The organism is Burkholderia sp. BCC1985 (assembly GCF_905339915.1).
GTDB lineage: Bacteria > Pseudomonadota > Gammaproteobacteria > Burkholderiales > Burkholderiaceae > Burkholderia.
On sequence record NZ_CAJPGY010000043.1, the window covers coordinates 42,250 to 57,421 of the forward strand.

The window sequence follows — 15,172 nt, forward strand, 5'->3', positions numbered from 1 at the left end:
ACGGAAATGCGATTCATCCAGTTCAAGGCGACGTTTCTCCGCCTGGCCAAGGCGAGCCTCGCCGCGTCGATGCTGCTGGCAGCGAGCGAGGCATCGCTCGCCCAGACCGTGAACCTGACGGCGAAGGCCGTGACTGCCACGATGCCCGACGGCGAGATCGTGCCGATGTGGGGCTACACGTGCTCGGCGGCCGCCGTGGCGCCGGCCACCTGTGCGGCGGCCAATCCCGGCGCCGGATCGGGCTGGTCGCCGGTGGTGATCACCGTGCCGTCCGGCGCGTCGCTGACGATCAACCTCACGAACAGTCTGCCGGCCTCCGTGCCGACGTCGCTCGTGATCGTCGGCCAGCTGGGCGGCGGTCTCGGCAAGACGGCGACGTCGACCCCGAGCCCCGTGCATCCGACCCAGACCTCGACGACCTGGCCGATCGCCGGCACCGGCAGCGGTGCGACGTTTACGCCGCCCGCGCAAGGGCCGCGGGTTCAGTCGTTCTCGACCGAGGTGGCGCACGGCGCGACGACGGCGCTGACGTGGAACAACCTGCGGCCCGGCACCTACCTGATCGAATCGGGCTCCCATCCGTCGATCCAGGGGCCGATGGGCCTCTACGGCGTGCTGGTGGTGCGCACGCCGCCGGCGTCCGCAACGTCGCGACCGGTCGCCTATCCGGGCGTGCCATACGACGCCGACATCCCGCTCGTGCTGAGCGAAATCGATCCGGTGCAGAACGCCGCGGTCGCCGCGGCCGTGGTGAAGAGCGGCTTCAGCGAAACCAAGGTATGGTCCGGCCTTTCCGGTGGCTGCGGGGATTCGCACTCCTCATCGTTCGGCACCTGCTATCCGCCGGCCGTGAACTACGATCCGCGTTATTACCTGATCAACGGCGTCGCTTTCGATCGTACGCATCCGGACCGCTCGTCGTTCCCCGCAAGGGCTTCCGTGTCGACCGGCCAGGTGCTGCTGCGCTTCGTCAACGCGGGCCTTCGGATGCACGTGCCGTCGGTGGTCGGCGCGCAAAGCGGGAACCCGTCGGTCTCCGGCTTCACGCTCGTCGCCGAGGACGGCAATCCGCTGCCCGGCAATCCGCGCGTGCAGTCGTCCGTGTTCCTGGCGGCCGGCAAGACTTACGACGTGATGATGACCGCGCCGGGCCTGAATGCGCCCGCGCTGCCGGTGTTCGACCGGCAACTGAGCCTGTCCACCAACAACCAGCGCGACGGCGGCATGCAGGCATATCTCAGCATCAACAACGGCGCGCTTCCGTCCGCAGGCGGAGGCGGCCAGAACGTCGTCGCCAATCCCGACAAGTACTTCCTCGTGGCGGGCAACACGCTGACCGTGGCGGACCCCGGGAAAGGGGTGATCGCCAATGACGTCGGCGTCTATGGCGTGCAGCTCGTGACCAAGCCGGCCAACGGCACGGTGACGCTGAACCCGGACGGCACGTTCAACTACGTGCCTAATGCCGGTGCAACGTCGGACAGCTTCGTGTACCAGGCGAACGGCAATCCCGCGGTCACCGCGACGGTGACGCTGGCTCCCTGCACGCAAGCCGCCGGCTGCCTGTCCGGGCCGCCGGTCGCTCACGACGACAGCTACACGAGCAACATCGCGTCGCGGCTGCAGATCGGCGCGCCGGGCGTGCTCGTCAACGACACGGACCCGAGCGGCCTGCCGCTCACCGCGGCAGTGGTGCCGGGCAGCGTCAGCGGCGGCACCGTCACGCTGAATGCGGACGGTTCGTTCTCCGTGACGCCGAGCGCGCCGCCCGTCGGCGCCGCGACCGCGGGCGTGACCTTCAAGTATACGGCGGTCAACTCGCAGAACACGGCGAGCGCCCCGGCGAACGTTGCCGTCACGTTCAAGGGCGGCAGCGGGCTCGCCGTGAAGGTGCTGGACGGGCCGAGCACGGCACCGGGCAAGACGCCCGTGCAGCTCACCGACTACCGCTGGATCATCGAGGAAGACCGCACGTTCCAGATCGACCCGGCCTGCCAGGTGAACACGACACCGCGCCCCGCGAACTGTCCGCCGCTGCCGGTGCCGAGTCTCGGCACCAGCTTCCATACGAGCTACATGCCGGTGGTCGCGGCGGGTTGCGTCGGCACGGTTGCGTGCGAGTCGGGGCAGACGGTGTTCGATCCTGCCACCAACACGCACGTGCCCGCGGTATGCGATATCGGCAACGGCGCGTGCCGCGCGAGTGCATCGCAACAGGTGCCGGTCGATCCGAGCCAGGTGTCGCTCGATCCAACCAAGCACTACTACATCTCGATCCTGCCGGGCGATGCCGGTAACAGTTTCTCGAATGGCGGCGGCGCCCCGAAACCCGTCGATCCGAACAACCCCACCGGCGCGATGCGACAGTTCGACATTTCAAAGGATTGCCCGTCGGGCCCCGGCGGCGCGGATTTCGCGCCGGGCACGGGCACCTGCGGTCATACGATGGGCGGCGCGCCGATCGCACCGGCCCAGAAGAACGTCAACGTGCTCGTGCAGGAGACGCCGTTGCAGACCGCGAAGATCTCGGTATTCGTGTTCGAGGACGACGCGCCCGTCAACGGCGAAGTGGACGTGAGCGGCGGCAACGACGGCTTCGGCAGCGCGCATGAGCCGGGTCTCGGCGGGTTCGAGATCAAGCTGTTCGACGACGCCGGCGGCACCGGCGACGCCACCGGGCAGATGACCTACGACATGTTCAACATGCCGCTGTCGAACTCGCTGCAGGGCACCGTCGATCCTTCCACCGGCCTGAACGCGTGCCCGATTTCGACGACGTCGACCGACGGCCTCGTCGGCATGATCCCGACCTGCCCGAAGTACGAGTCCGACGGCAAGACGCTGTCGCCGCTGGTCGGCCAGGCGGTCATCGCGAACCTGATGCCGGGACGTTATGGCGTCGTTGCGACGCCGGGCGCCGACCGGACCGGCCGCGGCGAGGAATGGCTGCAGACCAACACGCTGGACGGACAGAAGGCTCACGATGCGTTCATCAAGGTCGGCGGCCCGTCGTACTTCCAGGAGTTCGGGCCCGCGGGCTTCCACGTGTCGATCGGCTTCGCGAATCCGAAGATCATCAACGACCGGCTGCCGGTGGTATGCGCCGGCACGACCTGCAACAACTCGCTTGCCGGCCGGATCACGAATCTGCACTACAGCCGTCCGCCGAACGAGAACCTGTACGGCTCGGGCTCGCGCGATTCGCTCGGCTTCACGCAGTGCTACGTGAGCGTCGGCGACACCGACGGGGAGGACATCGCCTTTACCAAGTGCAATCCCGACGGCACGTTCAAGATCAGCGGCCTGCCCGACGGCACGTTCCGCATCACGGTCTTCGACCAATGGAACGACCAGATCGTCGACGGGCTGGCGACGGCGACGCAATTGAAGGGCGGACAGTCCAAGGACCTCGGCGATATCCCCGTGCTGCAGTGGCATACGAATCTGTATACGCGGACCTTCTTCGACCAGAACGGCGACGGCGTGTCGCAGGACAGCGAGCCCGGGCTCACGCTCGTGCCGACCAACATCCGTTTCCGCGACGGGAGCTATTCGAACTTCAACAACACGGACCTGAACGGCTTCGCCGGATTCAACGAAGTGTTCCCGCTGTTCAACTGGTACGTGGCCGAAGCCGACACGACGCGCTACAAACAGACGGGCGTGCACGTGGTGTATGACGCGGGCGGCCCGGTCGACGGCACGCCTGGCGGCGGCAACTCGAACATCGCGGCGAATTTCGCCAACACGATCGAATCCTCGACCGCGCATCTGCCGACGAACCTGCGCGTGCCGGGCGCCAAGTATTGCAACGACGCGGACTGCACCGACCAGTCCGGCACGAACCCGTCGACCGCGCGGATCGACCCGCCGTGGGTGACGACCGAAGGCTGGCAGGGCTTCTCCGGCCAGAATTCGTTCATCGAGTTCGGCAAGAAGCCGTTCGGCCCGACCGAGAACGGCGGCATCAAGGGCGAGGTGATCTACGCGTCGACGCGGCCGTTCGACGACCCGGCGCTGCTGATTCACACGAGCTGGACGCCGGACATTCCGAACGTGACGGTCAACCTGTACCGGGAGGATACGGCGACGGACGGCACGACGACGCTCGCGCTCGTCGATACGACCAAGACGAGCAGCTGGGACGACTGGGCGCAGGGCTTCCGCTCCGACGGCATTCCGAACATGAACTGCCCGGGGCAGGAGGCGAGCGACCCGTTCTTCTATACGTTGAAGAACAGCCCTCAGTGGCTCGACCCGACGCATCGCGCGTTGCCTGCGAATTCGCAGTTCAAGTGCTATGACGGCATGCATGCGTTCAACCAGGTGCAGCCGGCGCCCTACGACGGGATGTACCAGTTCCCGAGCGTGACGACGCGCGATCCGTCGACGGGCCTGCCGACGGGCACGAACTGCTCGATCTGCGTGGCGAATCCGTCGGGCGACGGCACCAAGATGCTGCCGACCGGGAAATACGTCGTCGAGGTGGTGGTGCCGCCGGGCTACGAGCTCGTGAAGGAGGAGGACAAGAACATCCTGATCGGCGACAACTACATCGCCCCGGTGACGCAGCAGTTCGGCGGCCTCGGCAACATCTTCATCCTGCCCGACCAGGCGGCGATGAATTCGACCTTCAACCCGAACAATGCGCAGAACCCGACGTCCGATCTCGGTTCGACACCGCGGCACGAAGGCGACACGGGCAGTGTCGAGACCTTCTGGCCGTGCGTCGGCGCGCTGCGTATCGTGCCGGACTACATCAGCCTGTTCCCGGGCTCGAAGGAGGTCGCGCCGTTCGCGGGTGCGTCGCGGCACCTGTGCGACCGCAAGGAAGTCACGCTCACGAACGAGATGTCGGTGCTCGCCAAGTTCTGGCTGTTCAGCTCGACGCATGTCGCCGCGCACTACACCGGCTTCATGCTCGACGACTTCTCGTCCGAGTTCGATCCGTACTCGCCGCAGTTCGGCGAGAAGTTCGCGGTGCCGAACGTGCCGATCTCGATGAAGGACTTCGCCGGCAATGAAGTGGCGCGTACGTATTCGGATTCGTGGGGCATCTTCAACGGGCTGAACTATTCGACGTGGCAGGTCAACCCGCCGAACCCGACCGGCTACGCGCCGACGATGATGGTCGCGTGCATGAACGATCCGGACATGCCCGACCCGGCGCATCCGGGGAAGACGATCCGCGATCCGATGTTCAACCCGGCGTACAGCCAGTTCTGCTACGAGATCCCGTTCATGCCCGGACAGACCCAGTACATGGACACGCCGGTGGTGCCGGTGCAGGCGTTTGCGTCCGGCTACAACCCGCCCGACTGTGCGTACCCGGACGGCACGCCCGCGATCGCCAGCGTGACCGGCGACGCGAGCGGCGGAGGGGCGGGCCCGTGGGTCAGCACGGTCGGTCACCAGCTGACGATCAAGGCGCTCGGCGACCAGGTCGTGCCGAACAACGCGTACAACGGGCCAGCCGCGACCGCCGCGCCGTTCAACCAGAAATTCGTCACGCGCCACTATGGCTTCGGCGCGACGCAAGGGAAGGTCACGATCGGCGGCCACGTAGCTTCGGTGCAGTCGTGGACCGACTCGGAGATCCATGTCGTCGTCACGCCGCTGATCGGCTCGAGCTGCACCGTTGCCCAGCGCGGCGTGTTGACGCCGGCGTCGTGCGGCGAACTGGTCGTCACGACCGCCAGCGGCAAGAACACGATCGATACGGTCACCGTGACGGTGGGCGGCAAGGCGCCGACCTACGTGAACGGCGAGAACGCGACCAACGACGCGATCCAGACCGCGATCGACAACGCGACCCCGGGCGACATGATCATCGTCGGTCCGGGCACCTACAACGAAATGGTCGTGATGTGGAAGCCGGTGCGGCTGCAGGGCGTCGGCGCCCCGTCGGTCGTGATCAACGCGAACACGCATCCGTCGGGCAAGATGGACGCGTGGCGCAGGAAGGTCGACTGCCTGTTCGGTGTCGCAATGAACGGCGCGATGATCTCGGCATCGAACCCGTTCGATCCGACCGGTACGTACACGTGCCCGACGGCGATGCAGCGCAAGGTGGACCCGATCCCGTTCGAGCCGACCGTGGGGTGGGACTCGAACCTGAACGGCAACCTCGGCGAAATGCTGCTCGAGCCGACGCTGATGGGCGCCTACGAAGGCGCAGGCATCACGGTGCTCGGCAAGGGCGTGCGGGACGTGCTGGTGGGCGGCGTGCCGCAACCCGACCCGAACTGCACCGCGAACGGCATTTGCGTGCCGCTCACGGGCCCGACGCGGTTCCAGCCGAACCCGCCGGATTGCCGGAATAACCCGAGCAACTTCCTGTGCAATCCGTCGCGCATCGACGGCATCACGGTCACGAACAGTTCGCAAGGCGGCGGCGGGATTTTCCTGCACGGCTGGAACCATCTGATGGAGGTGTCGAACAACCGGGTGTTCGCGAACGCGGGCACGCTTTCCGGCGGTATCTCGGTCGGCCAGGTCGAGGTACCGGACGGCACGATCGCGGCCGACGGCATCACCCAGCTTCCGTTCGGCTTCAACAAGGCCGTGAACGTGCATCACAACTCGGTGACGTCGAACGCGGCTTACGGCGACGAAATCAATTCGAGCACGCCGTCGTCGGCCGGCGGCGTGGTGTTCTGCTCGGGCGCCGACAACTATCACTTCAACTACAACTGGGTGTGCGGCAACATGAGCAGCGGCGACGGCGGAGGCGTCGCGCACTTCGGCTTCAGCTACGCCGGCGACATCTCGCACAACTGGGTGCTGTTCAACCAGAGCAACAACCCGACACTGCCCACCTACGGCGGCGGCATCATCGCCCAGGGCGTGCCGCCGGACGGCACCTTCTGCGAAAACTCGACGGTCGACGTGGACTGCGCACCGCAACTGTCCGACGGTATCGGGCCGCGGCTCGTGATCGACGGCAACCTGATCATGGGCAACACGGCGGAGAGCGGCAAGGGCGGCGGGTTGCGGCTGCAGCAGGTGAACGGCACGGACGTGGAGCGCAGCCCCAACAATGCGGCGAATTGGTACACGGTTCGCGTGATCAACAACATCATTGCGAACAACGTGGCGGGCTGGGGCGGCGGCGGCGTGTCGTTGCAGGACGCGGTGCGCGTGAGCTTCGTCAACAACACCGTGATGTCGAACGACGCGACGGCGTCCGCCGGCGTGCTGTTCAACACGGATGCGGCCACCCAGGCGAACGTCGGGCCGCCGAACTGCACCACGGTCGGCGCGCAAACGACGTGCAACCCGATCACGACGTCGACGTACCAGCCGGCCGGACTCGAGACCGCGCGGCATACGGCGAACTTCATCGCCGCGTTCACCGCGCCCGGCGTCGCGTGTCCGGCGGGTCTGCCGAACTGCACGACGTTCTCGAACCCGATCCTGACCAACAACGTGTTCTGGCAGAACCGCACGTTCTTCATCACGGTGTCCGGAGTGAATCCGAACATCCCCGGGCTGCAGAACACGGTTGCGCTGAACCCGACGTTGAACCAGGCCGGGCATGCGACGGGTTATTGCGATCCGCACGCGGTCTATTGGGACATCGGTGCATATGGCGACACGGGCCCGGGCAACCATCAGTCGGGTCTCACGCTGAGCCCTCAGTACTCGATCCTGACCGATGCGGGCGACTACCCGGGCGCGAACAACAGCGGGGCCAACCCGTCGGTCGTGAGCCAGTACTGCAATGGCGCGCGCGTGCCGCCGGAAGGTGGCGGAAACGGCTTCGCGGTGCCGCCCGGCATCTCGGACACGGTGCTGCCGAACCCGCTGTTCAGCCTGTTGCCGTCGGCGGTGCCAGACGAGGGCAATCAGTGGATCAACATGTCGTACGGCCCGCTGTCGCTGTTCAACATGTCGATCGTGTCAGGCGGCTCCGGGTATGGCGTGCTGCTCGGCAACTACTCGCCGCGCGCAGGTTCGCCTGCGATCAACGCGGGAACGCAGGCGGGCGCGCCGAATCATGATTTCTTCGGCACGACGCGTCCGCAACAGGGGAAGTACGACATCGGTGCGGTCGAGTTCCTGCCGTCCGGGCTCGTGGGCGGTCTGCCGATCGATCCGCTGGCGCTCGGCACGGTGCTGACCGACGTGGTGGGCGGCCTGCCGATCCCTCCGCTCGCGGTGCCGAACGTGCCGGCCGGCGCCGTGGGCGGTCTGCCGATCGCTCCGCTGGCGGTGCCGACCGCGCCGGCCGGTGTCGTGGGCGGCTTGCCGAACAAGCCGCTTGGGTTCGGCGCGGCGCTGAATCGACCTTGAAGGGGGGGGCCATGAACCGTTCACGTTTGCCGTGCAGGCGAGCGGCGTTTTACGCCGTCGCCGCCTGTCTCGCCGCCGCGGCCGTCGCAGAGCCGGCCGCGGCGCAGCAGGGCGCGCCCGCTGCGCCCGGCGCCGGTGCGAAGCATTCGCCATACCGGCCGGACCTCCCGCGGCGCGCGAGAACCTACTACATGATGACGAGGGGAATCGACAACCTGAAGGTGCACCGCATCACATCGGACAACCTGATCCGTTTCAGCTACCGCGTGACCGATCCGGCCGCCGCGAAGCGGCTAGCCGACAGGAGCGCGACTCCGTATCTGTACGGGCAGACGAGTCACGCGCTGCTCGAGGTGCCGGTGATGGACAAGGTCGGCCAGTTGCGGCAAAGCGGCCGGCTCGAAGCCGGCCGGGAATACTGGATGGTGTTTTCGAACAAGGGCAACGTCGTCAAGGTCGGCGAACGCGTGAACGTGATCATCGGATCGTTGCATATCGACGGGCTGCTGGTCGAATAACGATACGGCCGCGATGCGCGGCACGGGAACAGGAGAAGACTCATGACCCGGTTTCTTTCGGTAGCAATGGGGGCGGTCTCATTGGCGGGTTTGCTCGCGCTGGCGCCCGACTCGATCGCGGCCTCGGCGGCAGGCACCGCCCAGGCCAAGGCGGCATCGGCGGGGCAAGCGAGCGCCGCGCAGATCGTCGAGCGCAACGTGGCGGCGCGCGGCGGGCTGCAAGCGTGGCGCACGGTCAGCACGCTGACGATGTCGGGGCTGATGGAGGCCGGTGGCAAGAAGAACACCGCGCTGCCGTTCGTGATGACGATGAAGCGTCCGCACAAGAGTCGCTTCGAAGTCCGCTTCAACGGGCAGACGGCGTTCCAGGTCTATGACGGTGCGCAGGGCTGGAAAGTCCGGCCGTTCCTCGGCCGTGACGAAGTCGAGCCCTATACGCCGGCCGAGGCGAAGTCGGCGGCGCAGTCCGCGGAACTGGACGGGCCGCTCGTCGATTACGCGAGCAAGGGCAGCACGGTTCAGCTGATCGGCTCGGAAACGGTGGAAGGGCATCGCGCCTACGTGTTGAAAGTGACGACGAAAGAGCGCGCGGAGCGTCGCGTGTGGATCGATGCGGCCACGTTCCTCGAGCTGAAGATCGACGGCGAGCCGCGCGTGCTCGACGGCAGGACGCACGGCGTCTCCGTGTTCTTCCGCGACTTCCGCAAGGAGGGGGGAGTCGTCGTGCCGCACACGCTCGAGACGGCCGTTGCCGGCGTGAAGGGCACGCACAAGTTGACGATCGATCACGTGGCGGTGAATCAGCCGGTGGACGATGCGTCGTTCGGCAAGCCGCAGCTCGGGGCGGCCAGGGTGTCGAGCCGCTAGCCGGACGACCGGGCGAGGACCGAGGCCATGAAGCGAATCGAATCGTGGGTGCTCGCCGCCTGCATGGCGGCAGCCTTGTGCGCGTGCAAGCAAGTACCGGGGCAGGGTCTCACCGCGGACCAGATCGTCGAGAAGAATGTCGCCGCGCGGGGCGGGCTCGACGCATGGCGCAAGGTCCGGACGATGGTCTGGTTCGGCCATGTCGACAGCGCGAACGCCCCCGTGCGGGACATGCCGTTCGTCCTCGCGATGAAGCGGCCGAACAAGACGCGCTTCGAGCTGACGGTATTGAACGAGAAGAGTGTGCGTGTCTTCGACGGCAGGGAAGGCTGGAAGCTGGGCGCGAGTCCGCGGCCGTATTCGAGCGACGAGATCAGGTCGGCGCGTGACGAGCAGGTGATCGACGGGCCGCTGATCGATCACGACGCGAAGGGCGTCGGCGTGGCGCTGGAAGGGGTCGACCAGATCGGCGGCCACGATGCATACCGCCTCGCGGTGACGCTGCCTTCCGGCGCGGTTCGCCATGTGTGGATCGATGGCCGCACGTTCCTGGACGTGAAGTTCGACCGTCAGTTGCGCGGCCCGCGCGGCCTGGTCACCGTCGAAGTGAGCTACAGCGATTTCAAGGGCGTCGACGGCCTGCAGATCCCGTTCAGGATCGAAAGCCATACGGCGGCTTCCCCGAACAGGGACACGCTGGTCATCGACAAGGTGTCGCTGAATCCGCCGCTCGACGATGCGATCTTCACGCGGCCCGCGTCGCCGGGCGGACGCCGTTCGGTCGCGATCGATGCGAGCGTGTCGCCGGCGCCGCCGCGTGCCGGCCTGCCGACGGCACGGCCATGAACGGCATCCGGCGGCGGCTGCGCGTCCTCGTGGCGGCGCGTCCGCTTGCCGTAAGCCGCCGGCTGGCGCGCTGGATGTTGCTGGCCGCGCTGTGCGCGCCCGCCGGTTACGCGCGCTGCGACGAGGTGGCGCCCGCCGAGCCCGTCGCGCCGGTCGCGCCCGTGCCCGTCGCGCCGGCGGACGCGGGCGAGGCGATCTACCAGCGCGGCATCCTCGGTTCGGGCGCGCCGCTCGAAGCCGTGCATCCGGACGGCGTGCGCCTGCGCGGCGCGGCGGCCGCCTGCATCAATTGCCACCGGCGCAGCGGCCTCGGTTCGAAGGAAGGCAACAATACGGTCCCGCCGATCACGTGGCGCTATCTGGCGCATCCGCGCGCGCAAACCGCCGAGGATCTCGACATCCCGTACGTTGCCGGCATGCGCACCGATCGCGAACCGTACACGGAGGAACGGCTCGCGCGGGCCGTGCGCGACGGGACCGCCCCGGATGGCCAGCCGCTCGGCAGGCTGATGCCGCAGTACGCGCTCGGCGATGCCGACATGGCTGCGCTGACGGCCTATCTGAAGCGCCTCGATCGCCGCCGGCCGTCGGGCGTGACCGACACGGTGCTGCATTTCGCGACGATCGTCACGCCCGATGCGGACCCGGTGAAGCGGGCGGGCATGCTCGACGTCCTGCAGCACTACTTCGCGGACAAGAACGCGTTTCCGTTCGGCGCGACGCCGCCGCTGCGCTCGACGCGAAAAATGATGTTCATGGTCAATCGGCGCTGGGAGCTGCACGTCTGGTCGCTCACGGGCCCGCCCGACACATGGCATGAACAGCTCAGGCAGTATTTCGCGCGACAGCCGGTGCTGGCCGTCGTGTCGGGGCTCGGCGGCAGGAACTGGGCGCCCGTTCACGACTTCTGCGAACAGCAGGCCGTGCCGTGCCTGTTTCCGAACATCGAGGTGCCGATCGAGACCGATCACGATTTCTACTCCGTGTACTTCTCGCGCGGCGTGCTGCTCGAGTCGGACCTGATCGCGAAGCGCATCCTGGACGAAGCCGGTGCGCGGCCGGTGAAGACGGTCAGGCAGGTCTATCGCGCGGGCGACAACGGCGAGCGGGGCGCACAGGCGCTGGCCGCCGCGCTGAAGGCGCACGGCATCGCGGTGTCGAATCGCGCGCTTGCGCCTCACGAGGATGTCGCACATGCGTTGCACGGGATGCCGCGCGACGATGCGCTCGTCCTGTGGCTGCGGCCGCCCGACCTCGCGGCGCTCGAGCATGTGCCGCCCGCGTCGGACACGGTGTTCATGTCGGGGCTGCTCGGCGGGCTCGACAGCACGCCACTGCCGACGCGCTGGCGCGGCGTGACGCGCGTCGCCTATCCGTTCGACCTGCCCGAAGGGCGGCGCGTGCGCGTCGACTACGCATTCGGCTGGTTCACGATCCGGCACATCCCGATGGTTGCGCCGCAGGTGCAGGCCGACACGTATCTCGCATGCGGCCTGCTCGCCGAGACGCTGAAGCATCTGGTCGATGCATTCGTGGGCGAGTATCTCGTCGAGCGCATCGAGGACATGCTCGAACGTCGCATCCTGACCGGCTACTACCCGCGCCTGACGCTCGCGCCGGGGCAGCGCTTCGCGTCGAAGGGCGGCTATATCGCGCGGTTCGCCGGGCCGGATCGCGCGACGCTTGCCGCCGATGGAGGCTGGATCGTTCCCTGAGCGGAGCGCGCACGTCGAGATGGATGGAGTAGGAATCAGACCGCGTATGGAGGAAGTCTCCCCATGCCGGTTTTCGCGGACGCTTCGCACAATGGAGACATCGCGCGACGTTCCGGCGCAGCGCGGGCCACACGGCGTGAGGAGGGAAACCGCCATGACAACGTTTCTTGTCGGGCATGACACGCGTCATCGCTGGGCGCATCGCGGCGGGATGATCGTGATCGCGGCGCTCGCGCTGCTGCAGGCGTCCGTCGGGCACGCGCTGCCGATCTTCGCGCGCCAGACCGGGCAAAGTTGCGTCGCGTGCCATGCCGGCGGCCAGTTTCCCGAACTGACGCCGTACGGGCGCATGTTCAAGCTGAACGGTTATACGTTGGGCGAGCGCACGATTCCGCTCGCGGCGATGGCCGTCGCCGACATGAGCAAGACGAGAGCCAACAGCGACGCCAGCGGCAATCCGGTCACGCCGAAGAACGGCCTGCCGATCTTCGACTTCGCGAGCGTGTTCCTCGCCGGGAAGATCACCGACCATCTCGGCGGCTTCGCACAGTTCACCTATGCGAACTACGATCATCAGGATGCCAACGGAAAATGGAAAGGCTGGTGGGCATCGGACAACACCGACTTTCGCTTCGTCGACCGGATCATGTCTCCGGCCAACGATCTGATCCTCGGCCTGACGCTGCACAACAACCCGACCGTGCAGGATGTATTCAATACCGCGCCGGCCTGGAGCTATCCGTATATCGGCTCCGCGATCAGCCCGGTGGCCGGCGTTCCGGTCACGCCGATCATCGAGGGCGGTCTCGCGATGCAGGTCGTCGGCATGGGCGGGTACCTGTACTGGAACAAGACGGTCTATGCGGAGCTGACCGCCTACAGCACGGCCGACGGCATCTGGTCGTTCCTGAGCAAGGGCAACCACGCGGGCAACCCGGATCACCCGCAGGTCTATCTGCGCGGCTACAACCCGTATGCGCGCATCGCGCTGACGCGCGAATGGGGGCCGCACAGCCTGATGGTCGGCGCGTTCGGGCTGAGCGTGAACGTCTATCCGAACGACCCGAACAGTTTCCCGATCTTCGGCACGGGCGTGACGCGCTATCGCGACTACGGTTTCGACACGCAGTACCAGTACCTGCTGGAGCCGCACACGATCACCGCGCAAGCGCGCTACGTGCGCGAGAACATTCACGATCCCAACAATTTCGTCGTGAGCGACAACACGGCCGCGAACCTGAATTCGTTGCGGCTCAAGGCGTCGTACATCTACCAGGCCAAGTACGGCGTCAGCCTGTCGTTCTTCAATACGACGGGGACCGCGGACAGCACCGCCTATGCGGCGAGCGCGAACTTCCATCCGAATACGCAGGGGTGGACGCCGGAAATATTCTGGATACCTGACCAGCACGTGAGAATCGGTATCCAGTACACGCACTTCACCAAGTTCCTCGGCGCGACGACCAACTACGACGGCAACGGACGCAATGCAAGGGACAACGACACGCTGTTCATCTATCTATGGCTGGCTTCATTCTGAGACCCGGCGGGGCGACGGACATTGCGGCAGGGAGAGCGCTGACATGAACAAGGTGACCCATTTCGCTTGGCTTGCGCTGGTGCTGGCGGCATCGGGTTGTCACGACCTGGAGCGGTCGCGGGAAGTCGACAATCCGGCCGTGTCGGGCAAGACCATTGCATTGCAGGTGTGCTCGAACTGCCATGGGGCGAACGGCGTGTCGGTATCGCCGATGTTTCCGAAGCTCGCCGGGCAACGCAAGGAATACCTCATCGATCAGTTGACCGACTTCAAGCATCACGCGCGCGCCGATCCGAATGCGAAGCGCTACATGTGGGGTTTCACGCATCTGACCGATGCGCAGATCGAGCAGCTCGCCGATTATTTCTCGAGCCAGCCGGCGGTGCTCGGCGAGGTCGGCGATCGCTTGCTGCTCGACGCGGGCAAGGCGATCTTCGTGTCGGGACTGCCGGACAAGGGCGTGTCGGCCTGTGTCGGGTGTCATGGCCAGCATGGCGAGGGCATGACCGGGTTCCCACGGCTCGCCGGCCAGCACGCGGACTACGTGATGAAGCAGCTGAGGGTTTTCCGGGAAACCGATACGCGGCCACGCGGCGCGATCATGAAGTCCGTGTGCGCGAACATGACCGAACAGGACATGCGCGCGGTCGCGGCCTATGTCGAGGCCTTTCCGCCGGAAGCCGACGCACCGGCGAGCCCGGCGAGCCCGTCGGTCGAGCAATGAGCCGCCGGCGCCGAACCGGCGTCACATGCGGCAGGTGCCGCGGGGCGGGCAGACGAGCGGCGCCGGCGGCGATCGTTTAGGTGTCTCGTCTCCCCCGGGGCGGGGCGCCTCTTTTTATTTGCATCCGATGGTTCCATCCTGGTGACGCTCATGAAAGCCATTCAATCGTCCCGCGGCGGCATGATGTCCGTTGCCGCGTCGCTGTATCGGCTGCCTCGACGACTTCGCGCGCCGGCCGCGGTTCGCGCGTGGGGGCCGGGCGACGACCGTCCGTTCCTCGCACGCCTGTCGGTCATCGACTGGCTGTTCGCGCTGGCACTCGTGGCGGGCGCGGGCCATGCGTTCGTGCATTACAACGAACACATGAATGACTACGACAAGGCGGTGATGATCGGCACCGTGCCGGCGCTCGTCGTGCTCGGCTGGCGGTGGAAGCCCGCGCGGCTGATGATGGCGTCGATCGCCGTGCTGTCGCTGCTGTCGATCCAGATCTACCAGGGCGATCTCGCGCGCGCCGATGCGGCGTTCTTCCTCAAGTACTTCCTGTCGAGCCAGTCCGCGATCCTGTGGATGAGCGCGCTGTTCGTGCTCGCGACGATCTTCTACTGGATCGGTCTGCTCGCGCGCTCGGCGTCGGGCGCCGCGATCGGCCAGAAGCTCACGTGGG

General features: G+C 66.7%; 7 protein-coding genes and 1 pseudogene. All 8 read left to right on the top strand.

Annotated elements, in window-relative coordinates:
- Positions 1–6: 6 nt before the first annotated feature.
- A complete protein-coding gene (locus U4Z31_RS30305; protein ID WP_321812236.1) occupies positions 7–8,295 on the top strand; it encodes an Ig-like domain-containing protein in 8,289 nt (2,762 codons plus the stop codon).
- A gap of 11 nt (positions 8,296–8,306) precedes the next feature.
- Positions 8,307–8,813, top strand: a complete 507-nt coding sequence (locus tag U4Z31_RS30310; protein ID WP_321812237.1) for a hypothetical protein — start codon at positions 8,307–8,309, stop codon at positions 8,811–8,813.
- Positions 8,814–8,855: 42 nt separating this feature from the next.
- Positions 8,856–9,680: an outer membrane lipoprotein-sorting protein gene (locus tag U4Z31_RS30315; protein WP_415750311.1), complete on the top strand. Its 825-nt coding sequence runs from the start codon at positions 8,856–8,858 to the stop codon at positions 9,678–9,680.
- Between the two features lie 27 nt (positions 9,681–9,707).
- On the top strand, positions 9,708–10,526 hold the full coding sequence (locus U4Z31_RS30320; RefSeq protein ID WP_321812238.1) for a hypothetical protein: 819 nt from the start codon (positions 9,708–9,710) through the stop codon (positions 10,524–10,526).
- Positions 10,523–12,241: a c-type cytochrome gene (locus U4Z31_RS30325; protein ID WP_321812239.1), complete on the top strand. Its 1,719-nt coding sequence runs from the start codon at positions 10,523–10,525 to the stop codon at positions 12,239–12,241. The genes U4Z31_RS30320 and U4Z31_RS30325 overlap by 4 nt, the downstream gene beginning before the upstream one ends.
- A gap of 154 nt (positions 12,242–12,395) precedes the next feature.
- Positions 12,396–13,781, top strand: coding sequence for a cytochrome C (locus tag U4Z31_RS30330; RefSeq protein ID WP_321812240.1), 1,386 nt, complete (start codon positions 12,396–12,398; stop codon positions 13,779–13,781).
- Positions 13,782–13,824: 43 nt separating this feature from the next.
- A complete protein-coding gene (locus tag U4Z31_RS30335; RefSeq protein WP_321812241.1) occupies positions 13,825–14,505 on the top strand; it encodes a c-type cytochrome in 681 nt (226 codons plus the stop codon).
- Between the two features lie 183 nt (positions 14,506–14,688).
- Positions 14,689–15,172, top strand: a pseudogene (locus U4Z31_RS30340) (c-type cytochrome biogenesis protein CcsB); the annotation flags it as partial.

Excerpts from the sequence above, each read along its gene's own strand:
- U4Z31_RS30305 (WP_321812236.1), top strand. The coding sequence starts at position 7 with ATGCGATTCATCCAGTTCAAGGCGACGTTTCTCCGCCTGGCCAAGGCG.
- U4Z31_RS30310 (WP_321812237.1), top strand. The coding sequence starts at position 8,307 with ATGAACCGTTCACGTTTGCCGTGCAGGCGAGCGGCGTTTTACGCCGTC.
- U4Z31_RS30315 (WP_415750311.1), top strand. The coding sequence starts at position 8,856 with ATGACCCGGTTTCTTTCGGTAGCAATGGGGGCGGTCTCATTGGCGGGT.
- U4Z31_RS30320 (WP_321812238.1), top strand. The coding sequence starts at position 9,708 with ATGAAGCGAATCGAATCGTGGGTGCTCGCCGCCTGCATGGCGGCAGCC.
- U4Z31_RS30325 (WP_321812239.1), top strand. The coding sequence starts at position 10,523 with ATGAACGGCATCCGGCGGCGGCTGCGCGTCCTCGTGGCGGCGCGTCCG.
- U4Z31_RS30330 (WP_321812240.1), top strand. The coding sequence starts at position 12,396 with ATGACAACGTTTCTTGTCGGGCATGACACGCGTCATCGCTGGGCGCAT.
- U4Z31_RS30335 (WP_321812241.1), top strand. The coding sequence starts at position 13,825 with ATGAACAAGGTGACCCATTTCGCTTGGCTTGCGCTGGTGCTGGCGGCA.